Source organism: Streptomyces sp. CA-181903 (genome assembly GCF_050937075.1).
Classification (GTDB): Bacteria; Actinomycetota; Actinomycetes; order Streptomycetales; family Streptomycetaceae; genus Streptomyces.
The window spans coordinates 1,925,121-1,947,785 of the sequence record NZ_JBNJLY010000001.1 but is presented as its reverse complement, the minus strand read 5'-3'; the positions used below and the strand labels follow the sequence as shown (position 1 = coordinate 1,947,785).

Below are 22,665 nucleotides of genomic sequence, written 5' to 3'. Positions count from 1 at the left end.
AAGCCCCCGCACCCCCGAAACCACGCTCCGCGCGGTTGTTCTCAACGCCGGACGGGCTGACTAGTCAGCCCGTCCGGCGTTGAGAACAAAGGGGGTCTGGGGCGCAGCCCCAGGAAACGGTGAAAGGGCGGGACCGGGGCACCCCTACCGCCGCAGGCGAAGCCCCCGCAGGGACCGTCCCAGCGACGCCGGCGCGAAGAACGCCCGCAGCCGGGCGGCCCGCCCGGCCGCCGAGCGCAGCCCAGCCCGTACCAGGGCCACCTCACCCGAAGGCACATCGGCCGGCGCAGGCCGTGGAGCGTAGAGCGCCAGCTCCACCGCGTCGGCCACCCGCCCCGCCGCGGCAGCGGCATCGGCCTCCAGCGAGCCCTCCCGCACGAGACGTTCCACCGCCCCCGAGGCGTCCGCGCCGCATCCGGCGGGATCCCGTAGTCCCAGGCCGTGTCCAGCAGCTCCCGCCAGGCCGCCAGCGTGCGGCCCGTCGCCTCCTCCGGGGTCCGCGGTTCCGGGCCGCCGAGCCGCCGGGCCCGGATGCGGGTGCGCAGCAGCGGGGGAGCGGCCAGCAGGAGGGCCACGAGCAGGGCGCCCGCGGCGGCCAGCGGGACGACCGGGATGCCGGAGTCCGAGTCCGGCGGGTCGGCGGAGAGTGCCGGGGTGCCCTTCCGTGACGCGTCGGGGCACTCACCGCGCGACGCCCGCCCGGTGCGGCAGTCCGCGCCCGCCGTCGGTGCCGGCCGGGGCGCGGCGGAGTGGTCCGGGGTGGGCACGGGGGCGCCCGGCGAGGCCCCTGGGGCGGGCTGCTCGACGGTGTACACCGGGCGGCTGCCGCGGCTGGGCGTCGGCTCGAAGCGGGTCCAGCCCGCGCCCTCGAAGTACAGCTCCGGCCAGGCGTGGGCGTCCTTGGAGCCCACGGACATGGAGCCGTCCTCCTGCCGGTCGCCCGCGGTGAAGCCGACCGCGACCCGCGCCGGGATGCCCAGCGTCCGCGCCATCGCCGCCATCGAGAACGAGAAGTGGACGCAGAAGCCCCGCTTCTCCTCCAGGAACCGCGCGACGGCCTCGTCGTCACCGCCCGTCCGGACGTCGGTGTCGTAGGTGAACCCGCCGCCGACCGCGAACCACTCCTGGAGCCGTACCGCCCGCTCGTAGTCGCTGTGCGCGCCCTCGGTGACCTGCCGGGCCCGTTCCGCGACCACCGCCGGGAGCGTCGACGGCACCTTGGTGTACTCGCGGTGCAGCGCCTCGGGCGGCCGGGGCGCGTTGGTGAGCTGCTCGGCCGTCGGCTGGGGCGCCAGGGTCGACACCTGGTAGCGCAGCCCGCGGGTGGTCTGCCCGTGGTCGCCGACCAGCGTCCGGCCCTCCGGCTCGTACCGCCACTGGCCGCCGACGCGCACCGAGTCCGCCGGGTAGGGCAGCGGCAGGTAGTCCTGCCCGTAGCCGTCGGCGGCCACGACCGAGGTGTTCACCCGGACCGTGCGCACGTCGGGCGAGAGGCCCTGGGGCGCGGGAAGCCGGTCGGGGACGTCGGTGACGCGCCGTTCCGAGGTGCGCCAGGTGGCGCCGTCGAACCGGTCGAGCGCGACGATCCGCAGGTACAGGTCCTGCGGCGCCTCGGAGGAGGTGCGGTAGCGCAGCAGTTCGCGGTTCTCCCGCTGGTTGAGGCTGTCCCGCAGCGAGACCAGCGGGTTGACCGCGGAGATCGTGCCGCCCTCGCGCTCCTGCCCCGAGTCCCGGCCGCGCGGCGACAGCAGGCCGCCGCCGATCGCGGGCAGCACCGCCGGGACGGCCAGGGCCACCCCCAGCGCGAGCACGCCGATCCGGCGCCCGGTACGGCCGGGCGCGAACACGCCCGCGAGCGCACCGCCGACCGGCCCGCCCGGCGCGGGCTCCGCGGTCCCGGTGACGTCGCCGAACCCCCGGCGGGCCGGCCGCTCCCGGCTCTCCGCGAGGAGCAGCATCAGGTAGCCGCCCGCGCCCGCCAGGAACCACAGCCAGTCCCGGCCGCCCTGGGCCAGCCCGGCCCCGACGGAGTACAGCGCCAGCAGCGGCAGCCCGGCGGTCGCCGCGCTCCGGCAGGTGACCGCCAGCAGGTCCACGACCAGGCCGATCACCAGCACGCCGCCGACCAGCATCAGCCGGATGCCCGGCGACGCGGGCGCCGGTATCGCGTACCGCCCGATGTCGTCGGCGCCCTGGTTCAGCAGCCGGGAGAACTCCGCGAACGCCTGCGGGCCCGGCAGCAGCCCGGCGACGGCGTGGCCGCGGGCGAAGACCAGGGTGAGCAGCAGCAACCCGGTGAGCGCCTCCGCGACGGTCGCGAGCGGCCGGGCCGCCACGAACCGCCGCACCGCCACCCCGGCCGCCGCCTGCACCGCGAGCAGCGCCGCCGCCTGGACGAGCCAGCCGGCGCCGTCCACGAGCGGCACCATCGCGCAGGCGGCGCCGACCGTGGCCACCACGGCGCACAGGGCGGCCCGTATACCGCCACTCATACCCGTCCTCCCCGTTCCCGCCCGTACGACCCGTACGTCCCGTACGTCCCGTGCCATCCGACCCCGGCCGTCCCCGCCCGTCCCCGCTCCGTCCCGTACGCCCCGTTCACGCCCATCCCCCCGGCCCGCCGTACCCGGGAGCGCCCATGGCGCCCCTCGTGGTCTGTCCCCGCCCCGACGGTGTCCCCGCGAGCTGCCACAGGGCCGGGAACGGGAGGTGCGGGGTCATGGCGAGGGCCGTCCAGCCGGCGGCGTGGAGGGTGTGGAGCGCGTGAAAAGAGGGGGAGGCGGTCGGGTGGCCCATGGGGGCGCCCGGCCAGGCGACCGGGTCGAGGAGGAACGCGAGCGCCGTGGTGCCGCGCCGCCGCAGGCCGGCGACGTGCGCGGCCTCCTGCGGGCTCAGTCCGCCGAGGAACGCCACGAGCAGGCCCCCGGTGTCGCCGCGCAGCGCCTCGTGGGCGGCGGACAGTCCGACGGCCTCCGAGTGGTCGACGACCGCGAGCGCGTCCAGCAGCGTCCCGGCCGCGTCCGCCGGGTCGAGGCCCGCCCCGCCGGACCGTCCGCCGACGCCGTCGGGGCCGGAGAGCCAGGCGCCGGTGTCGGTCAGCAGCCGTACGGTGAAGCCCAGTTGGAGCAGGTGGACGGCGACGGACGCGGCGGCCGCCACCGCCCGTTCGAACGGCGCGCCCGGCCCCGCCCCGGCGTAGGCGACACCCCGGGTGTCGAGCAGCACGGTGGCCTGGGCCCGCCGCTGCTGCTCCTCCCGGCGGACCATCAGCTCGCCGGTCCTGGCGGTGGCCCGCCAGTGGATCCGGCGTACGTCGTCGCCGTGCCGGTAGGCGCGCGGAATGATGTCGTCGTCGCCCGCGAGGGCGAGCGTGCGCAGGCTGCCGTCGCCGCGCCCGGCCGCGTCGCCGGAGATCCGCAGCGGCGGCAGCGGCTCGCAGTAGGGGACGGCCGTGAGCATCGCGTGGGTGCCGAAGCCGCGGCTGACCTCGCACATGCCGAACGGGTCGGTCAGCCGCAGCCGCAGCGGCCCCAGCGGGTAGCGGCCGCGCAGGTCGGCCCGGACCCGGTAGGCCACCTCGCGGTGCCCGCCGGGCCGCATCCGGTCCAGGGTGAAGCGCGGGTGCGGGCCGAGCACCCAGGGCACCTGGTCCTCGACCAGCAGCACGCCGGTGGGGACGCGGGAGACGTTGGCGACGCGCAGCCGCACCTGCGCCTCCTGCCCGGCGGTCACCCGGACGGGGGAGAGCACGCGGTCGCCGGTGATCCGGTGCCGGGTGCGGTGCAGCACCAGGACGCACACCACCGGCAGGACGGCCAGCAGCAGCCCCACCCGCAGCAGGCCCTCCTGGCCCAGGACGTAGGAGCAGACGACGGCGGCGGCCCCGGCGGCCAGGAAGGACCGGCCGCGCGTGGTCAGCCCCCCGAACGCCGCCCGCAGCCCGCCGTCGCCGTCGGCGGCCGGGCCCTCCGGGGGTACGGGTGGTCGGTCACGGCCGTCGCGCCTCCGGGGGCCGCGGCGCGGCCTGCTCCGGGACGGGGACGGGGGTGATCCGCAGGATGTCCAGGACGATCTGCTCCGGGGTGCGCCGGCTCAGCTGCGCCTGCGCGGTCGGCAGCAGCCGGTGCGCCAGCACCGCGACGGCCACCGCCCGGACGTCGTCGGGCAGCGTGTAGTCGCGGGCGGCCAGCGCCGCCGTGGCCTTCGCGGCGCGCAGCAGGTGCAGGGTGCCGCGCGGGGACGCGCCGAGCCGCAGCTCGGGGTGGTGCCGGGTGCCGTTGACCAGGTCCACCGCGTACCGCCGCACCGACTCGGCGACGTGCACGGCCCGGACGGCCTCGACCAGCTTGACGATGTCGTGGGCGTGCGCGGCCGGCTGGAGGTCGTCCAGCGGGGAGGTGCCGCCGTGCAGGTCCAGCATCCGCAGTTCGGCGTCCGGGCTGGGGTAGCCCATGGAGACCCGGGCCATGAACCGGTCGCGCTGCGCCTCCGGCAGCGGGTAGGTGCCCTCCATCTCGACCGGGTTCTGGGTGGCCACCACCATGAAGGGGCTGGGCAGTTCGTGGGTCACGCCGTCGGCCGTGACCTGGCGCTCCTCCATCGACTCCAGCAGCGCCGACTGGGTCTTCGGGGAGGCGCGGTTGATCTCGTCGCCGATGACGATCTGCGCGAAGATCGCCCCGGGTCTGAACTCGAACTCCCGCCGCTCCTGGTCGAAGACGCTGACGCCGGTGATGTCGGACGGCAGCAGGTCCGGCGTGAACTGGATGCGCCGCACCGAGCAGTCGATCGAGCGGGCCAGCGCCTTGGCGAGCATGGTCTTGCCCACCCCCGGCACGTCCTCGATGAGCAGGTGGCCCTCGGCCAGCAGCACGGTCAGCGCGGTCCTGACGACCTCCGGCTTGCCCTCGATCACGGCCTCGACGGAGGCGCGCACCCGCTCCGCCGTACTCGTCAGATCGCTCAGGCCCGCTCGTTCGTCAAAGGTCGTCACCCCGGCCCTCCTCGGCCCGTCCACACGTTCACGGGATTCCGTCCCCCCACCGGGAACGGCCCCTCCCCAACCCCGCCGGCGCCCCGCCCGCGGGAGGCGGGCGGGACGGCGGTTCCTTACGCATTCTCACCGCCCGCGCGGCACGACGGCAGCGCGGGCGGGTCCTCCGGTGCGGTTCAGGGCCGCGGGTCGATCTCCCGCAGCAGCCCGGTGGTCACGTCGAAGACGAACCCGCGGACGTCGTCGGTGTGCGGCAGGAACGGGGAGGTGCGCACCCGCCGCATGGACTGCCGGACGTCCTGGTCCAGGTCGCGGAACGCCTCCACCGCCCACGGCGGGCGCTGTCCGACCTCCTCCTCGATCTCGTGCCGGAAGTCCTCCGTCAGGTCCAGCAGGCCGCAGCCCGTGTGGTGGATGAGGACCACCGAACGGGTACCCAGGGCGCGCTGGCTGATGGTCAGGGACCGGATGATGTCGTCGGTGACGACACCGCCGGCGTTCCGGATGGTGTGGCAGTCGCCGAGCTCCAGGCCGAGCGCGGCGTGCAGGTCGATGCGGGCGTCCATGCAGGCGACGACCGCGACCCTCCGGACCGGCCGGGCGTCCATGCCCGGATCGGCGAACTCGGCTGCGTAGCGCGCGTTGGCCGCCACGAGACGGTCCGTGACCGTGGGGCCGCCGTCGGCGCCGGAGGTGCTGGGGGGCGGAGACGCGGATATCGACATGTGCACGAAGGTAGTCGGCCACCGGCCCTTCGGCCCCCGAAGAGGCGGGCAAACGCCGTCAACGCGGCCATCTGTGAGGCAAGCCACAGCTCGCGGGGGCGTGCGGCCGTCCGGGTGAGCCCGCCGCCGCGGCCCGTCCTCCGGCGCGCTGGCCGGTTGATTGACCGGGGGGACGAGTGGACTAAAGTGGCGCGAAGTGGGAGGCGAGCCGCTCCCCTCGAACCGCCGGAACCCAGCGACCCAGCCGTATCAGGAAATCCGGAAACCCGCCCCGTGCGCGATGTGTCCGTACCCCTCGGCCTCCTCCCGCTCCCCGGCCGTCCCGCGCCGCCCGCCGGCGCCGGGCCGGGCGGCGCATCCCCTTCGAGCGGGCGGGGACCCGGCGGTGCGTGCGCCCCGCGCCGTACCGCACTCCCAGAAGGGCGCATGAGCAGCAACGCGCGTCACGTCCCCGTCATGCTCCAGCGCTGCCTGGACATGCTCGCCCCCGCACTCACGGAGCCCGGTGCCGTCGTCGTCGACTGCACGCTGGGCGCCGGGGGGCACAGCGAGGCGCTGCTCACCGCCTTCCCGGAGGCCCGGCTCGTCGCCCTCGACCGCGACCCCACCGCCCTCGCCCTGGCCGGCGAGCGGCTGGCCCCCTTCGGCGACCGCGCCACCCTCGTCCGGGCCGTGTACCACGAGCTCCCCGAGGTGCTGGAGCGGCTGGGCGTCCCGCGCGTCCAGGGCGTCCTGTTCGACCTCGGCGTCTCGTCCATGCAGCTCGACGAGGCCGACCGCGGCTTCGCCTACGCGCAGGACGCGCCGCTCGACATGCGCATGGACCAGACGAAGGGCATCAGCGCCGCCGAGGTCCTCAACACCTACCCGCCCGGCGAACTCGTCCGCATCCTGCGGGCGTACGGCGAGGAGAAGCAGGCCCGGCGGATCGTCGAGGCGGTCGTCCGGGAGCGCGCGAAGGAGCCCTTCACCCGCAGCGCCCGGCTGGTCGAGCTGATCCGCGACGCGCTGCCGCAGGCCGCCAAGCGCACCGGCGGCAACCCGGCCAAGCGCACCTTCCAGGCGCTGCGCATCGAGGTCAACGGCGAACTGGCCAGCGTCGAACGGGCCATTCCGGCCGCCGTCAAGGCGCTCGCGGTGGGCGGCCGGATCGCGGTGCTGTCCTACCAGTCGCTGGAGGACCGCATCGTCAAGCAGGTCTTCGCGGCCGGTGCCGCCACCACCGCGCCCGCCGGCCTGCCGGTCGTCCCCGAGCGCTACCAGCCGCGGCTGAAGCTGCTCACCCGCGGCGCCGAACTGCCCACCGAGCAGGAGATCGCCGAGAACCGGCGGGCCGCCCCCGCCCGGCTGCGCGGAGCCGAGCGCGTCCGCGAGGACGTGACGGACAGGCCATGACGGCGACCGCGCGCACCCGGGGCACCGCCGGCGGGAGCCGGCTCGGCCGGCTGCTGCCGGTCGGGACCGGCGGCGCGCGGCGCACCCCCTTCGTCCTGCTGGTCGTGGTGCTGCTCGGCTCCGGGCTGATCGGCCTGCTGCTGCTCAACTCCGCGCTCAACCAGGGCTCGTTCGAGCTCAGCAGGCTGCAGCGGAAGACCACCGAACTGACCGACCGGCAGCAGGCCCTCCAGCAGGAGGTCGACCAGCTCGCCGCGCCCGACGCGCTGGAACGCCGGGCCCGCGAGCTGGGCATGGTCCCCGGCGGCAGCCCCGCCTTCCTCAACCCCGACGGGACGGTCAGCGGCGTGCCCGCGCCCGCGCCCGAGTCCGGCGCGGCCCCGGCGCCGACGGGCCGGACCCGGCCGCGTACCGGCCGCCGGCGCCCGCGCCCGTACCGTCCCCCGTGCCGGCCCCGGGACCCCCGGCGGCCGAACCGGCCCCCGCGCCGGCCCCCGCGGCATCCGCAGCACCTGCCGCACCCACGGCACCCGCCGTGTCCCCAGTACCCCCCGCACCTTCCCTCCCCGGACTCCCAGGCAGGTGACGTCGTGACGGCGCCCAGGCAGCAGCCCCGCCGCCCGGTTCCCGGGCCCGCCCGCCCCGCGGCCCGCCCGGCGCGCCCCCGCGTCGGCACCCGGCCGCTCCGCCTGGGCAACCCCAGGCCCCGGCTCCGGCTGATCGGCCTCGGCCTCACCCTGGTGCTGCTGGTGTTCACCGTGCGGCTGCTCCAGGTGCAGGCCGTCGACGCCGACGCCTACGCCGCCCGCGCCAACGTCAACCGCTACATCCCCGTCACCCTGGCCGCCGAGCGCGGTGCCATCACCGACCGCAACGGCGTGGACCTGGCCACCACCGTCGACGCCTACGACATCACCGCCGCCCCCGACCTGCTCACCCGCGAGCACACCGGCCTCGGGAACGCCGCCCGCAAGGCCGCCGAGCTGCTGGCCCCCGCCCTGGGCGCGCCCGCCGACGAGGTGGAGGAGAAACTCACCGCCAACCCCGCGTCCAAGTACGTGGTCCTGGCCCGCCAGCAGACCCCGCAGGTTTGGGACCGCATCCGGGAGCTGAAGCAGGGGACCGCCGCCCGCGTCCGCGGCAAGCACGGCACCCTCAACCTGCTCACCGGCGTCAACCGCGAGGCGCACAGCAAGCGCGTGTATCCCAACGGCGACCTTGCCGCCGGGATACTGGGCTTCGTCACCGCCGACGGCAAGGGCGGCGGCGGGCTGGAAGCCCAGCTCAACACCGCGCTCGCGGGCAAGGACGGCAAGCGGGTCTACGCCCAGTCGGGCGGCCGGCAGGTGCCCACCGGCGACCTGAAGGAGCAGGCGGCCGTCCCCGGCTCGGACGTCGAGCTGACCATCGACCGGGACATCCAGTGGGCCGCCCAGAGCGCCATCGCCGCCCAGGTCCGCACGTCCGCCGCCGACCGGGGCTACGTCGTCGTCCAGGACGCCCGCAGCGGCGAGATCCTCGCCATGGCCAACGCCCCCGGCTACAACCCCAACGACCTCGCCCACGCCGACCGCGCCGCGCTGGGCAACGCCGCGCTCCAGGACGCCTACGAGCCGGGCAGCGTCAACAAGGTGATGACCATGGCCGCCGTCCTGGAGGAGGGCGTCGCCACCCCCGACACCCGGGTGGAGGTCCCCAACCGGCTGCCGCGCGCCGACCGGGCGTTCGCCGACGACATCGACCACGCCACCTGGCACCTCACTCTCAACGGGGTGCTCGCCAAGTCCAGCAACATCGGCACCATCCTGGCCAGCGAGCAGCTCGGCAAGACCCCCGAGGAGTCGGGCGCGGTCCTCTACTCGTACCTGCGCAAGTTCGGCCTCGGGCAGCCCACCGGGCTGGGCTTCCCGGGCGAGACGCCGGGCATCCTGGCCCCGGCGCGGGAGTGGAGCGCCTCCCAGCGCTACACCGTCCCGTTCGGCCAGGGCCTGTCCCTCAACGCCGTCCAGGCCGCCTCCGTCTACTCGACCATCGCCGGCGGCGGCGAACGCGTCCGGCCGACGCTGGTACGCGGCACCAAGGGCCCCGACGGGCGCTACCTCCCCGCGCCCGCCCCGCCCCGCACCCGGGTGGTCAGCGAGAAGACCGCCAAGCAGCTGTCGGAGATGCTGGAGTCGGTCGTCGACGACCGGGACGGCACCGGGACCAAGGCGAAGATCCCCGGCTACCGGGTGGCAGGCAAGACCGGCACGTCCAACCGGGTGGATCCGCGCACCGGCCGCTACCACGGCTACACCGCCTCCTTCGCCGGCTTCGCCCCCGCCGACCAGCCCCGCGTCACCGTCTACTGCGCCATCCAGAACCCCACCCGGGGCAGCTACTTCGGCGGCCAGATCTGCGGACCGGTGTTCCAGCAGGTCATGTCCTTCGCGCTGAAGACGCTCCAGGTGCCGCCCTCCGGCAGCGGGCCGCCCCGGCTGCCCGTGGAGTACTGACCGTGCCGCCGCGCCGCGCCACCGGGCCGTGCCGACTGTGACGCACGGCACGTCCGAACCCGGGAACCGCGGCCCGGCGCGCCCCTCGCTTCGCGACGGGCCGGGTGCGCCCGGTACGCTCACCGCCGTGCCCCACGCTGATCAGTCCCCAGCCACCACCCCGGAACCCACCGCTCCGGGAGCGCCCCGCCCCACCCGGGTCCGGCCCGTGCCGCTCACGGAGCTCGCCGGTCAGCTGGGCGTCCGCGCCCCCGAGGGCGCGGCGGGCGAGGTCACCGGCATCACGCACGACTCCCGTGCCGTCCGCCCCGGCGACCTCTACGCGGCCCTGCCCGGCGCCCGGTTCCACGGCGCCGCCTTCAGCGAGCAGGCGGCGAAGCTCGGCGCCGCGGCCGTGCTGACCGACCCGGCGGGCGCCGAGCGCGCCGCCGCCACCGGCCTGCCGGTCCTGGTCGTCGACGACCCGCGCGGCCGGATGGGCGCCCTCGCGGCCGCCGTCTACGGCGAGCCCGGCCGGGACCTGATGCGCATCGGCATCACGGGTACCTCCGGCAAGACCACCACCGCCTACCTCATCGAGGGCGGCCTGCGCGCCTGGGAGCGCTCCCGCGCCACCGGCGACCGCCCGGCGGCCCTCACCGGCCTGATCGGCACCGTCGAGTCCCGGATCGGCGACGAGCGCGTCAAGTCCGAGCGCACCACCCCCGAGGCCACCGACCTCCAGGCCCTGTTCGCCGTGATGCGCGAGAAGGGCGTCCACTCGGTGGCCATGGAGGTCTCCAGCCACGCCCTGGTGCTCGGCCGGGTCGACGGCTGCGTCTTCGACGTCGCCGTCTTCAACAACCTCAGCCCGGAGCACATGGAGTTCCACTCCGACATGGAGGACTACTTCCGGGCCAAGGCCGAGCTGTTCACCAAGGAGCGCAGCCGGATCGGCGTGGTCAACCTCGACGACGCGTATGGCCGCCGGCTCGCCGAGGGCGAGTCCGAGGTCCCCGTCGTCACCTTCTCCGCCGCGGGCAGCCCGGACGCCGACTGGCGCGCGGTGGACGTCGAGAGCGGCCTGTTCGACTCCACGTTCACCATCGAGGGCCCCGACGGCGTGTCCGTGCCCGCCCGTTCGCCGCTCGCCGGCCCGTTCAACGTCGCCAACGCGCTCGCCGCCGTCGTGGCGCTGGTCACCGCCGGCGCCGACCCGCGGACCGCCGCGGACGGCGTCGCCGCCGTCGCCGGCGTCCCCGGCCGGCTGGAGCGCGTCGACGCCGGGCAGGGCTACCTCGCCGTCGTCGACTACGCCCACAAGACGGACGCCGTCGAATCGGTTCTCCGCGCCCTGCGCAAGGTCACCCCCGGCCGCATCCACGCCGTCCTCGGCTGCGGCGGCGACCGGGACACCACCAAGCGCGCCCCGATGGGCGCCGCGCTGGCCCGGCTGGCCGACACCGCCGTCCTGACCTCCGACAACCCCCGCTCCGAGGATCCCCTCGCGATCCTCGCCACCATGCTCGCGGGCGCCGCCGAGGTGCCCGCCGCCGAGCGCGGCGCCGTCCTGCTGCTGGAGGACCGCGCCGCCGCCATCGCCGCCGCCGTCGCCCGCGCCGAGCCCGGAGACACCGTCCTCGTCCTGGGCAAGGGCCACGAGCAGGGCCAGGACATCGCCGGAGTGGTACGCCCCTTCGACGACCGCCGGGTGCTGCGCGAGGCCATCGAGCGCGGCGCCGGTAACCAAGCGGTCACCAAGCACCGGAACGACCAGGGATGACAGACCGCCATGCGCGCACAAACCTCCCCCGGAAGCCCGACCCCACGGCTGGAGGTGACCCCCGGTGATCCCCCTGTCCCTCGCCGAGATCACCGCCCTCGTCGGCGGGCGGCAGCACGACATACCGGACCCGGACGCCCTGGCCACCGGCCCGGTCGTCTACGACTCCCGTGAGGTCGTCCCCGGCGGCCTGTTCGCGGCCTTCGCCGGGGAGCACGTCGACGGCCACGACTACGCCGGACGCGCCATCGAGGCCGGGGCGGTCGCCGTACTGGCCACCCGGCCCGTCGGCGTACCCGCCATCGTCGTCCCGGACGTCGTCGCAGCCCTCGGGGCCCTGGCCCGCGCCGTCGTGGAGCGCCTGGGCGCCACCGTCGTCGGCCTCACCGGCTCCGCCGGGAAGACCAGCACCAAGGACCTCATCGGGCAGCTGCTGGGCCGCCTGGGACCGACGGTGTGCCCGGCCGGCAACCTCAACAACGAGATCGGCCTCCCGGTGACCGCCCTGCGCGCCACCGAGGAGACCCGCCACCTCGTCCTGGAGATGGGCGCCCGCGGCGTCGGCCACATCCGCTACCTCGCCGAGCTCACCCCGCCGCGCATCGGCCTCGTGCTCAACGTCGGCACCGCGCACATCGGCGAGTTCGGCGGCCGGGAGCGGATCGCGCTGGCCAAGGGCGAGCTGGTCGAGGCGCTGCCGGCGGCGGCCGAGGGCGGCGTCGCCGTGCTCAACGCCGACGACCCGCTGGTCCGCGCGATGACGACCCGCACCAAGGCCCGTACGGTGCTGTTCGGCGAGGCCGCCGACGCCGACGTACGGGCGGAGGACGTCCGCCTCACCCCGGACGGCCGGCCCGCCTTCACGCTGCGCACCCCCACCGGGTGCGCCGAGGTGACCATGCGGCTGTACGGTGAGCACCACGTGTCGAACGCGCTCGCCGCCGCCGCCGTCGCCCATGAGCTGGGCATGCCCGTGCAGGAGATCGCCTCCGCGCTCTCCGAGGCGGGCCAGCTCTCCCGCTGGCGGATGGAGGTCACCGAGCGCGCGGACGGCGTGACGATCGTCAACGACGCCTACAACGCGAACCCCGAGTCCATGAAGGCCGCGCTCCGCGCGCTGGCCGCCATGGGCGAGACCGCCAGGGCGCGGGGGGCCGCACGTGGGCGGTGCTCGGCCGGATGGCGGAGCTCGGCGAGGAGTCGCTCGCCGAGCACGACGCGGTCGGACGGCTGGCCGTCCGGCTCAACGTCAGCAAGCTCGTGGCAGTCGGGGACAGGGAAGCGGCCTGGCTGTGCATGGGCGCCTACAACGAGGGTTCGTGGGGTGAGGAGTCGGTGCACGTGTCCGACGTGCGGGCGGCGGTCGACCTGCTGCGCAGCGAGCTGCGTCCGGGGGACGTCGTCCTGGTGAAGGGGTCCCGGTCGGTCGGGCTGGAACGGGTCGCGGAACAGCTGCTCGCGGGTGAGGGCGAGGTCACCGGTCGATGAACCAGATCCTTGTCGCGGGAGTCGTCGGACTCTTCCTGACGCTGATCGGCACTCCGCTGCTGATCAAGTTCCTCGCCCGCAAGGGCTACGGCCAGTTCATCCGGGACGACGGCCCGCGCGGCCACGCCGGGAAGAAGGGCACGCCCACCATGGGCGGCATCGCCTTCATCCTGGCCACCCTGGTCGCGTACGCCGTCACCAAGGTGGCGACCAGCAGCAAGCCGACGACGTCCGGTCTGCTGGTGCTGTTCCTGACCGCGGGCATGGGCCTGGTCGGCTTCCTCGACGACTACATCAAGATCGTCAAGCAGCGCAGCCTCGGCCTGCGGGCCAAGGCCAAGATGGCCGGACAGCTGATCGTCGGCATCGCCTTCGCGGTGCTGGCCCTGCAGTTCGCGGACACCCGCGGCCAGACGCCGGCCTCCACCCGGCTGTCGTTCACCCAGGACTTCGGCTGGGCGCTGGGCCCGGTGATCTTCGTGGTCTGGGCGCTGTTCATGATCCTCGCGATGTCGAACGGCGTGAACCTCACCGACGGCCTCGACGGCCTCGCCACCGGCGCCTCGGTGATGGTCTTCGGCGCGTACGTGTTCATCGGCACCTGGCAGCACGGCCAGTCCTGCGGCAACCCGCTGACCGCGGGCGCCGCCTGTTACGAGGTCAGAGACCCACTCGACCTCGCCGTCGTGGCCTCCGCGCTGATGGGCTCCTGCTTCGGCTTCCTCTGGTGGAACACCTCGCCCGCCAAGATCTTCATGGGCGACACCGGCTCGCTCGCCCTCGGCGGCGCGCTCGCGGGACTGGCCATCTGCTCCCGCACCGAACTCCTCATCGCCGTGCTCGGCGGTCTGTTCGTCCTCATCACCATGTCCGTGGTGATCCAGGTCGGCTCGTTCCGCATGACCGGGAAGCGCGTCTTCCGGATGGCCCCGCTCCAGCACCACTTCGAACTCAAGGGGTGGAGCGAGGTCCTCGTGGTGGTCCGCTTCTGGATCATCCAGGGCCTGTGCGTGGCCGTCGGCCTCGGAATCTTCTACGCGGGATGGCTGGCCATCAAGTGACCACCTCGGAATTCCACGGCAAGCACATCACCGTCGCCGGCCTCGGCGTGAGCGGCGTCAGCGCCGCCCGCGCGCTGGCCGGCCTCGGCGCCCGGGTCACCGTCGTCGACGGCGGCGACGGCGAGGCCCTGCGCGAGCGCGCGGCCGGCCTCGGCGACGCGGTCACCGTCCGGCTCAACGACGCCGACACCCTCCCCGAGGGCACCGACCTCGTCGTCACCTCGCCCGGCTGGCGCCCGGACAGCCCGCTGTTCACCGCCGCCGCCGAGGCCGGCGTCGACGTCGTCGGCGACGTCGAGATCGCCTGGCGGCTGCGCGGCGAGGGCGCGCCCCCGTGGCTCGCCGTCACCGGCACCAACGGCAAGACGACGACCGTCCGGATGCTCGCCTCCATCCTGGAGGCCGCCGGCCTGCGCACCGCCGCCGTCGGCAACATCGGCACCCCCATCGTCGACGTGGTGCTCTCCCAGGAGCCCTACGACGTCCTCGCCGTCGAACTCTCCAGCTACCAGCTGCACTGGGCGCCCTCGCTGCGCGCCCACTCCGCGGCCGTCCTCAACCTGGCCCCCGACCACCTCGACTGGCACGGCTCGATGCGGGCCTACGCCGCCGACAAGGGCCGGGTCTACGAGGGCAACCGGGTCGCCTGCGTCTACAACACCGCCGACCCGCGCACCGAGCAGCTGGTCCGCGACGCCGACGTCGAGGAGGGCTGCCGCGCCATCGGCTTCACCCTCGGCGCCCCCGGCCTCTCCGAACTCGGCGTGGTCGACGGCATCCTCGTCGACCGGGCGTTCGTCGCCGACCGGCAGCGCAACGCCCAGGAGCTCGCCGAGGTCTCCGACATCCACCCGCCGGCGCCGCACAACATCGCCAACGCCCTGGCCGCCGCCGCCCTGGCGCGCGCCTTCGGCGTGGAGCCCAAGGCCGTCCGCGACGGCCTGCGCGCCTTCCGGCCGGACGCCCACCGCATCGCCCACGTCGCCGACGTGGCCGGGGTGGCGTACGTGGACGACTCCAAGGCCACCAACACCCACGCCGCCGAGGCGTCCCTGGCCGCCTACGGGTCCGTGGTCTGGATCGCCGGCGGCCTCGCCAAGGGCGCGACCTTCGACGACCTGGTCACCGGCGCCGCCGGGCGGCTGCGCGGCGCCGTCCTCCTCGGGGCCGACCGGGCCCTGATCAAGGAGGCGCTGGCACGACACGCCCCGGATGTCCCGGTGGTGGACCTCGACCGGACCGACACTGGGGCGATGGCCGAGGCCGTCCGGGAGGCGGCCCGGCTCGCCGCCCCCGGCGACACCGTCCTGCTGGCCCCGGCTTGCGCGTCGATGGACATGTTCACCCACTACGGCGAGCGGGGCGAGGCGTTCGCGGCGGCGGTCCGGGAGCTGGCCGAGCAGGCCGGGCCCGGGGAGCCCGCCGAAGGCCGCGCCACGGAGAACTAGCCGCCACGGCCCCGCGCCGCGGGCCGGGCGGCCCGGAACAGCAGCGGAGGGGACCCGGATGCACGCCGACCACGTCCACGCCACCGCGGGCCCGCCCGGCGCCTGGACGGCCCTGCGCGGGCCCTCCGCGCGCCCCCGGTCCGCCCGCCCGTCCGGCACCGCCCCGGCCCGCGGGGCGGCGGGCAGGGGCCCGGGAACGGGCTCCCCGCGCGGCGGCCCGCCGCGCGGCCGGCTCCCCGGCGGCCCGGGCGGGCTGCGCACGCTGCACGCCCGCGCCCGCCGCGCCTGGGACCGGCCCCTGACGGCGTACTACCTCATCCTCGGCGGCTCGCTGCTGATCACCGTGCTGGGCCTGGTGATGGTCTACTCGGCCTCCCAGATCAAGGCCCTGCAGAACGGGCTGGCCCCCACCTACTTCTTCCGCAAGCAGCTCCTCGCCGCCGCCATCGGCACCGTCCTGTTGCTGGTGGCCGCCCGGCTGCCGGTGAAGGTGCTGCGGGCGCTCGCCTACCCGCTGCTCGCCGTCTCGGCGTTCCTGCTCGTCCTGGTCCAGGTGCCCGGCATCGGCGAGACCATCAACGGCAACACCAACTGGATCTCCCTCGGCGGCCCCTTCCAGGCCCAGCCCAGCGAGTTCGCCAAGCTGGCCCTGGTCCTCTGGGGCGCCGACCTGCTGGCCCGCAAGCAGCACAAGAAGCTGCTCACCCAGTGGAAGCACCTGCTGGTGCCGCTGGTGCCCGTCACCTTCGTGCTGCTCGGCCTGATCATGGTCGGCGGCGACATGGGCACCACCGTGGTGCTCACCTTCGTCCTCTTCGGCCTGCTCTGGGTGGCCGGCGCCCCCACCCGGCTGTTCGCCGGAGTGATCGGTGTCACAGGCGCGCTCGCCGTCCTGTTCATCAAGACCAGCGCCAACCGGATGTCCCGCCTGGACTGCATCGGCGCCACCGACCCGGGCGCCAACGACCAGTGCTGGCAGGCCGTGCACGGAATCTACGCGCTGGCCAACGGCGGCTGGTTCGGTGCCGGACTGGGTGCCAGCGTCGAAAAATGGGGCGAACTGCCCGAGCCCCACACCGACTTCATCTTCGCGATCACCGGCGAGGAGCTGGGCCTGGCGGGGACGCTGTCGGTCCTCGCCCTCTTCGCGGCTCTAGGCTATGCGGGTATCCGCGTGGCCGGACGCACGGAGGACCCCTTCGTGAGGTACGCCGCGGGAGCGGTGACCACCTGGATCACGGCCCAGGCCGTGGTCAACATCGGTGCGGTGCTCGGCCTGCTGCCGATCGCCGGTGTGCCGCTCCCGCTGTTCTCCTACGGAGGGTCCGCCCTGCTGCCGACCATGTTCGCCATCGGGCTCCTGATCGCCTTCGCGCGCGACGAACCCGGTGCGCGGGCGGCGCTGGCCATGCGGCAGCCTGGGGTGAGATGGAAGACGATGAGACGGCGCGTCAAGAAGCGGCCGTCCGGAGAGCGGTGAATTTCGGTGCATGTCGTACTCGCCGGCGGGGGGACCGCCGGCCACATCGAGCCCGCGCTCGCCCTCGCGGACGCCCTGCGCAGGCAGGACCCGACCGTGGGGATCACGGCGCTCGGCACGGAGCGCGGGCTGGAGACCCGGCTCGTGCCCGAGCGGGGCTATGAGCTGGGCCTGATCCCGGCGGTGCCGCTGCCCCGCAAGCCCACGCCCGAGCTGATCACCGTGCCCGGGCGGCTGCGCGGCACCATCAAGGCCGCCGAGCAGATCCTGGAGCGCACCAAGGCCGACTGCGTGGTCGGCTTCGGCGGCTATGTGGCGCTCCCCGGCTACCTGGCCGCCAAGCGGCTCGGTGTGCCGATCATCGTCCATGAGGCCAACGCCCGCCCCGGCCTGGCCAACAAGATCGGCTCGCGCTACGCGGCCGGTGTCGCGGTGTCCACCCCGGACAGCAAGCTGCGCAACGCCCGTTACGTGGGCATCCCGCTGCGCCGTACGATCGCCACCCTGGACCGGGCGGCCCTGCGCTGGGAGGCCCGCGCCGCGTTCGGCCTGGAGCCGAACATGCCGACCCTGCTGGTGTCGGGCGGCTCCCAGGGCGCCCGCCGGCTGAACGAGGTCGTCCAGGCGGTCGCTCCGTCGCTGCAGCGCTCCGGCATCCAGATCCTGCATGCGGTCGGCCCGAAGAACGACGTGCCGCACGTGGACAACATGCCCGGAATGCCGCCTTACATCCCGGTATCGTATGTGGACCGCATGGACCTCGCGTACGCCGCGGCCGACATGATGCTCTGCCGCGCGGGCGCGATGACCGTCGCTGAACTCTCCGCCGTCGGGCTCCCGGCCGCCTACGTCCCGCTGCCCATCGGCAACGGCGAACAGCGGCTCAACGCCCAGCCGGTGGTCAAGGCGGGCGGCGGACTGCTGGTCGACGACGCCGAACTGAGCCCGGAGTGGATCCACCACAACGTGCTCCCGGTCCTCGCCGACCCGCAGCGGCTGTACGACATGTCCCGCGCCGCCGCCGAGTTCGGCCGCCGGGACGCCGACGAGCTGCTCGTCGGCATGGTCTACGAGGCGATCGCCGCCCGCAGGGGCTGACGTCGCGGCAGGAGGCTGGGAAGCGTGGCCGGACCGACGACCGCCCGGCGCGGTGACGAACGGAACCGTAAGCCGAAGCGGAAGTCGCCGGCCGGCGCCTCCTCCCCGGCCCCCAAGGGCGGCGGCAAAGGCGGGAAGAAGGGCGGCGGAAAACCCGGGTCCGCCGGAACGGCGGGGGCCCGCACGGGCCTCTGCCGCCTGCTGCCCCGCCGCCCCCGCCTGGTCCTCTGGGCCCTCGCGGCGGCCCTCGTCGGCGCCGGCGCCGGCTGGGTCCTCTACGGCTCCGGCTGGCTGCGCGCCACCCGCGTGGACGTGGCCGGCGTCGAGGTGCTCTCCGCCGCCGAGGTGCGGGAGGCCGCGGCCGTCCCGCTCGGCGACCCGCTGATCTCCGTCGACACCGACGCCGTCGCCGACCGGCTGCGCGAACGGCTGCCCCGGATCGAGTCCGTCGACGTCTCCCGGGACTGGCCGCACGGCGTCGCCGTCGAGGTGACGGAGCGCCAGCCGCGGGCGATCGTCGAGAAGGACGGGAAGTTCGTCGAGATCGACGGCTCCGGAGTGCGGTTCGCCACAGTCGACCGGCCGCCCGCCAAGGTGCCGCGGCTGGTGATGGAGGCCCCGGCGGACGCCCCGGGCACCCGCCGCTTCGGGCGCCCCCGCCTCGAACGCGAGGGCGTGCGCGCCGCCGCCGCGCTCCCGTCCGACGTCCGCCGCGACACCCGCGTGATCCGGGTACGCTCATACGATTCGATCATCATGGAGCTGACGGGTGGTCGGACCGTCGTCTGGGGCAGCGGTGAACGGGGTGACGCGAAGGCCCGTTCGCTCACCGCCCTGATGAAGGCGGCGCACGGGGCGGCCCACTTCGACGTGAGCGCCCCGGGCGCCCCAGCCGCGTCGGGGAGTTGACGGCGGCCGGGAGTCGGCAGCACCCTGGTTGGCTACGCCTATGGGTGATCACATAGGGTGAAAAGAAAAACGGGAGGTTCGGCGTGTTCGTTGAACACGCGCCGCTTGTCGACTTAGTGTCCTGTTCCGAGAACCCAGGGAACAGTGGCACCGGTAACCCTAAACTTCAACGTTAGGGTTCGGGTTGGCATTGCGAACCGCCCCCCAGGCATACGTAACTCGAGGCGAGAGGCCTTCGACGTGGCAGCACCGCAGAACTACCTCGCAGTCATCAAGGTCGTCGGTATCGGCGGCGGTGGCGTCAACGCCATCAACCGGATGATCGAGGTCGGTCTCAAGGGCGTCGAGTTCATCGCGATCAACACCGATGCACAGGCCCTGCTGATGAGCGACGCCGACGTCAAGCTCGACGTCGGCCGGGAGCTCACCCGGGGTCTCGGCGCCGGCGCGAACCCGGACGTCGGCCGCAAGGCCGCCGAAGACCACCGCGAGGAGATCGAGGAGGTCCTCAAGGGGGCCGACATGGTCTTCGTGACCGCGGGCGAGGGCGGCGGCACCGGCACCGGCGGTGCGCCCGTCGTCGCCAACATCGCCCGCTCGCTGGGCGCCCTGACGATCGGTGTGGTCACCCGCCCGTTCACCTTCGAGGGCCGCCGCAGGGCCAACCAGGCCGAGGACGGCATCGCCAGCCTCCGCGACGAGGTCGACACCCTCATCGTCATCCCCAACGACCGGCTGCTGTCCATCTCGGACCGCCAGGTGAGCGTGCTCGACGCGTTCAAGTCGGCGGACCAGGTGCTGCTCTCCGGCGTCCAGGGCATCACCGACCTCATCACCACCCCCGGCCTCATCAACCTGGACTTCGCGGACGTCAAGTCCGTGATGTCGGAGGCCGGTTCCGCGCTGATGGGCATCGGCTCGGCGCGCGGCGACGACCGCGCGGTGGCCGCGGCCGAGATGGCCATCTCCTCGCCGCTGCTGGAGGCGTCCATCGACGGCGCCCGCGGCGTCCTGCTCTCCATCTCCGGCGGCTCCGACCTCGGCCTCTTCGAGATCAACGAGGCGGCCCAGCTGGTCAGTGAGGCGGCCCACCCCGAGGCGAACATCATCTTCGGTGCCGTCATCGACGACGCCCTCGGCGACGAGGTCCGCGTCACCGTCATCGCCGCCGGCTTCGACGGCGGCCAGCCGCCGGCCAAGGGCAGCCGCGACAAGGTGCTCGGCTCCTCCTACGGCCGCGAGGAGACCCCCGCCCCGCCGGCCCCGGCCGTGAGCCGGACCGAGCGGCCGGCCGAGCCGGTCCGTCCCTCGTTCGGCGGGCTCGGCAACGTGACCCCCCGGACCGAGGAGCCGGTCCCGGACCCGGTGCCGGTCGCCGAGGTCCCGCCGCCCCCGGTCGCCTCCCCGCAGGTGCCGCCGGCCCGTCCGTACCAGGACTCGACCGCCGAGGAACTGGACGTTCCCGACTTCCTGAAGTGACCGGGCAGGACGTGACCCCGGTGATAGGAAACCCGGCCCCGGGCACCCGGGGACGGCCACACGTGGCACACGCGAGCGGCGCGCACTTCGCCTTCACCGACCGGTGGGGCGGGGTGAGCGCCGCTCCGTATGCGGAGCTCAACCTCGGCGGCGCGGTCGGCGACGACCCGGCCGCGGTCCGGACCAACCGGGAGCGGGCGGCCCGGTCGCTGGGCATCGACCCGGCGGCGGTCGTCTGGATGCACCAGGTGCACGGCCGGGACGTGGCCGTGGTCGACGGACCGTGGCGTCCGGGTGACGAGATCCCCGCGGTGGACGCGGTGGTGACGGACCGCCGGGGGCTCGCCCTCGCCGTGCTGACCGCCGACTGCACCCCCGTCCTGCTGGCCGACCCGGTCGCCGGGATCGCGGGCGCGGCCCACGCCGGCCGCCCCGGCCTGGTCGCCGGGGTCGTTCCCGCGGTGGTCGAGGCGATGACCGGACTCGGCGCCGACCCGGCCCGGACGCTCGCGTGGATCGGCCCGTCGGTCTGCGGCGGCTGCTACGAGGTGCCGGAGACCATGCGGGCCGACGTCACCGCGGCGGTGCCCGAGGCGTGGGCCACCACCCGGTGGGGCACCCCGGCCGTGGACGTGGCCGCCGGGGTCCGGGCGCAGCTCGCCCGAATGGGCGTCAGCCTCGCGGGGCAGTCGGACATTTGCACGATGGAATCGGCGGACCACTTCTCCTACCGGCGCGACCGCGTGACCGGACGGCTCGCCAGTTATGTGTGGCTCGGCGACGACCGTGCCGGGGAAGGGGGATCGGGTCGATGACGGACGACCGCAGGACGCAATTGGCCGACAACCTCGCCCGGGTGGAGGAACGTATCGCCGACGCCTGTGCGGCGGTGGGCCGAAAGCGTGACGAGGTGACCCTGATCGTGGTCACCAAGACCTATCCCGCGAGCGACGTCCGGCTGCTCTCGGAACTGGGAGTCCGTCACGTCGCCGAGAACCGCGACCAGGACGCGGCACCGAAAGCCGCGGAATGCGCGGATCTGCCGCTCACCTGGCACTTCGTCGGTCAATTGCAGACAAACAAAGTTAAAAGCGTGGTGAATTATGCCGACGTGGTGCACTCCATTGACCGGTTGAGACTTGTCACCGCGCTTTCCGCCGCCGCGGTACGGAAAGGCCGGGGTCCCGGACGGGAAATCGGCTGTCTGATCCAGGTGGCCCTCGACGCGGAGACGGGCGACGGCGCGGGCCGCGGCGGCGTCGCGCCGGACGGGGTGGCGGCCCTCGCCGACGCCCTGGCCGAGGCCGAGGGGCTGCGCCCGGCGGGCCTCATGACGGTCGCTCCGCTGGCCGGGCCCTACGCGGGCCGGCCCCGGGCGGCCTTCGAGCGGCTGCGGGAAATCGCAACGGACCTGCGCGCGGCGCATTCGGCTGCGAACATGGTGTCCGCGGGAATGAGCGCGGATCTGGAGGACGCCGTGGCGGCGGGTGCGACACATGTACGCGTCGGCACAGCGGTACTCGGAGACCGACCCGGCCTCGGGTAACGTCGCCAAGAGTCGGACCACAGCACAAAATATGGTCATTCCCGTCAAAAGGCGGGCGGACCAAGTGGATCCAGCGCCGTTGAGGAGCCGATCCACCACAGAGCGGAGGACGCAGAGAATGGCCGGCGCGATGCGCAAGATGGCGGTCTACCTCGGCCTCGTGGAGGACGATGGGTACGACGGCCGGGGATTCGATCCCGATGACGAGTTCGAGCCCGAGCCGGAGCCCGACCGGCGCCGGCAGCAGCACCAGCAACACCAGGCTCAGCAGACGCAACCGGACGAACCGGTACGGGTCGCCCAGCCTCCGGCACAGCGCGAACCGGCTCCGCTGACAGCGGAAACGGGACGACCCGCCCGAATCGCCCCCGTGTCGTCCATCACACCCGAACGCCAATCCCTGGAGAAGAACGCACCGGTGATCATGCCCAAAGTCGTGTCCGAGCGGGAGCCTTACCGCATCACGACATTGCACCCTCGGACCTACAACGAGGCCCGTACCATCGGGGAACACTTCCGTGAAGGCACCCCGGTGATCATGAATCTGACCGAGATGGACGACACCGACGCGAAGCGACTTGTCGACTTCGCCGCCGGTCTGGTCTTCGGCCTCCACGGCAGCATCGAACGGGTGACGCAGAAGGTGTTCCTGCTGTCTCCTGCTAACGTCGATGTCACGGCGGAGGACAAGGCCCGCATCGCAGAGGGCGGGTTCTTCAACCAGAGCTAGAGACGCACAATCAGGCAATGCCGGTGAGAGACGGTCAATAGGCCGGGCACAAGGGG

General features: G+C 74.2%; 16 protein-coding genes and 2 pseudogenes. 14 read left to right on the top strand and 4 right to left on the bottom strand.

Annotated elements, in window-relative coordinates; translation table 11 throughout:
- Positions 1–41: 41 nt before the first annotated feature.
- From ACQEVS_RS08450 to ACQEVS_RS08435, 4 genes are all read right to left on the bottom strand, one after another.
- On the bottom strand, positions 42–2,492 hold the full coding sequence (locus tag ACQEVS_RS08450) for a transglutaminaseTgpA domain-containing protein (protein ID WP_433017389.1): 2,451 nt from the start codon (positions 2,490–2,492) through the stop codon (positions 42–44).
- A gap of 106 nt (positions 2,493–2,598) precedes the next feature.
- Positions 2,599–3,939: a DUF58 domain-containing protein gene (locus ACQEVS_RS08445; RefSeq protein WP_433027386.1), complete on the bottom strand. Its 1,341-nt coding sequence runs from the start codon at positions 3,937–3,939 to the stop codon at positions 2,599–2,601.
- Between the two features lie 49 nt (positions 3,940–3,988).
- Entirely contained in the window at positions 3,989–4,993 is a 1,005-nt protein-coding gene (locus ACQEVS_RS08440) for an AAA family ATPase (protein WP_433017386.1), read from the bottom strand.
- Positions 4,994–5,169: 176 nt separating this feature from the next.
- A complete protein-coding gene (locus tag ACQEVS_RS08435) occupies positions 5,170–5,718 on the bottom strand; it encodes a beta-class carbonic anhydrase (RefSeq protein WP_433017383.1) in 549 nt (182 codons plus the stop codon).
- A 426-nt stretch (positions 5,719–6,144) separates the two neighbouring features.
- Between ACQEVS_RS08435 and rsmH the strand changes: the two genes are divergently transcribed.
- The 14 genes and pseudogenes from rsmH (at position 6,145) to ACQEVS_RS08365 (ending at position 22,609) form a co-directional block, all read left to right on the top strand.
- Positions 6,145–7,113: a 16S rRNA (cytosine(1402)-N(4))-methyltransferase RsmH gene (gene rsmH / locus ACQEVS_RS08430; RefSeq protein ID WP_433017380.1), complete on the top strand. Its 969-nt coding sequence runs from the start codon at positions 6,145–6,147 to the stop codon at positions 7,111–7,113.
- Positions 7,110–7,358: pseudogene (locus tag ACQEVS_RS08425) on the top strand (cell division protein FtsL); the annotation flags it as partial. The gene rsmH and the pseudogene ACQEVS_RS08425, both read left to right, overlap by 4 nt.
- A 345-nt stretch (positions 7,359–7,703) precedes the next feature.
- The gene (locus ACQEVS_RS08420) at positions 7,704–9,608 is read left to right on the top strand and encodes a peptidoglycan D,D-transpeptidase FtsI family protein (RefSeq protein WP_433027383.1); all 1,905 of its coding nucleotides are present in this window, start codon (positions 7,704–7,706) and stop codon (positions 9,606–9,608) included.
- A 37-nt stretch (positions 9,609–9,645) separates the two neighbouring features.
- Positions 9,646–11,370: a UDP-N-acetylmuramoyl-L-alanyl-D-glutamate--2,6-diaminopimelate ligase gene (locus tag ACQEVS_RS08415; protein ID WP_433027380.1), complete on the top strand. Its 1,725-nt coding sequence runs from the start codon at positions 9,646–9,648 to the stop codon at positions 11,368–11,370.
- A 64-nt stretch (positions 11,371–11,434) separates the two neighbouring features.
- Positions 11,435–12,858: pseudogene (locus ACQEVS_RS08410) on the top strand (UDP-N-acetylmuramoyl-tripeptide--D-alanyl-D-alanine ligase).
- Positions 12,855–13,919 (top strand): phospho-N-acetylmuramoyl-pentapeptide-transferase, encoded by a 1,065-nt coding sequence (mraY, locus tag ACQEVS_RS08405; RefSeq protein WP_433017377.1) that lies wholly within the window; start codon positions 12,855–12,857, stop codon positions 13,917–13,919. The pseudogene ACQEVS_RS08410 and the gene mraY overlap by 4 nt, the downstream one beginning before the upstream one ends.
- The gene (gene murD, locus ACQEVS_RS08400) at positions 13,901–15,367 is read left to right on the top strand and encodes a UDP-N-acetylmuramoyl-L-alanine--D-glutamate ligase (RefSeq protein ID WP_433017374.1); all 1,467 of its coding nucleotides are present in this window, start codon (positions 13,901–13,903) and stop codon (positions 15,365–15,367) included. Before mraY ends, murD begins: the two co-directional genes overlap by 19 nt.
- Before the next feature lie 58 nt (positions 15,368–15,425).
- Positions 15,426–16,847, top strand: coding sequence for a putative lipid II flippase FtsW (gene ftsW / locus ACQEVS_RS08395; RefSeq protein WP_433017371.1), 1,422 nt, complete (start codon positions 15,426–15,428; stop codon positions 16,845–16,847).
- 6 nt (positions 16,848–16,853) lie between these two features.
- The gene (gene murG, locus ACQEVS_RS08390; protein ID WP_004952663.1) at positions 16,854–17,945 is read left to right on the top strand and encodes an undecaprenyldiphospho-muramoylpentapeptide beta-N-acetylglucosaminyltransferase; all 1,092 of its coding nucleotides are present in this window, start codon (positions 16,854–16,856) and stop codon (positions 17,943–17,945) included.
- A gap of 24 nt (positions 17,946–17,969) precedes the next feature.
- Positions 17,970–18,854 carry a cell division protein FtsQ/DivIB gene (locus tag ACQEVS_RS08385; protein ID WP_433017368.1) on the top strand — a complete coding sequence of 295 codons (885 nt, stop codon included), beginning with the start codon at positions 17,970–17,972 and terminating at the stop codon, positions 18,852–18,854.
- Positions 18,855–19,094: 240 nt separating this feature from the next.
- Positions 19,095–20,333: a cell division protein FtsZ gene (ftsZ, locus tag ACQEVS_RS08380; RefSeq protein ID WP_433017365.1), complete on the top strand. Its 1,239-nt coding sequence runs from the start codon at positions 19,095–19,097 to the stop codon at positions 20,331–20,333.
- A gap of 62 nt (positions 20,334–20,395) precedes the next feature.
- Positions 20,396–21,148: a peptidoglycan editing factor PgeF gene (gene pgeF, locus ACQEVS_RS08375; RefSeq protein WP_433017362.1), complete on the top strand. Its 753-nt coding sequence runs from the start codon at positions 20,396–20,398 to the stop codon at positions 21,146–21,148.
- Entirely contained in the window at positions 21,145–21,879 is a 735-nt protein-coding gene (locus ACQEVS_RS08370) for a YggS family pyridoxal phosphate-dependent enzyme (protein ID WP_433017360.1), read from the top strand. The genes pgeF and ACQEVS_RS08370 overlap by 4 nt, the downstream gene beginning before the upstream one ends.
- A 118-nt stretch (positions 21,880–21,997) precedes the next feature.
- Entirely contained in the window at positions 21,998–22,609 is a 612-nt protein-coding gene (locus ACQEVS_RS08365) for a cell division protein SepF (protein ID WP_433017357.1), read from the top strand.
- Positions 22,610–22,665: the final 56 nt, after the last annotated feature.

Coding starts and splice junctions, on each gene's coding strand:
- murD (WP_433017374.1), top strand. CDS start 13,901: ATGGCTGGCCATCAAGTGACCACCTCGGAATTCCACGGCAAGCACATC.
- rsmH (WP_433017380.1), top strand. CDS start 6,145: ATGAGCAGCAACGCGCGTCACGTCCCCGTCATGCTCCAGCGCTGCCTG.
- ACQEVS_RS08435 (WP_433017383.1), bottom strand. CDS start 5,718: ATGTCGATATCCGCGTCTCCGCCCCCCAGCACCTCCGGCGCCGACGGC.
- ftsW (WP_433017371.1), top strand. CDS start 15,426: ATGCACGCCGACCACGTCCACGCCACCGCGGGCCCGCCCGGCGCCTGG.
- ACQEVS_RS08450 (WP_433017389.1), bottom strand. CDS start 2,492: ATGAGTGGCGGTATACGGGCCGCCCTGTGCGCCGTGGTGGCCACGGTC.
- ACQEVS_RS08365 (WP_433017357.1), top strand. CDS start 21,998: ATGGCCGGCGCGATGCGCAAGATGGCGGTCTACCTCGGCCTCGTGGAG.
- mraY (WP_433017377.1), top strand. CDS start 12,855: ATGAACCAGATCCTTGTCGCGGGAGTCGTCGGACTCTTCCTGACGCTG.
- ACQEVS_RS08370 (WP_433017360.1), top strand. CDS start 21,145: ATGACGGACGACCGCAGGACGCAATTGGCCGACAACCTCGCCCGGGTG.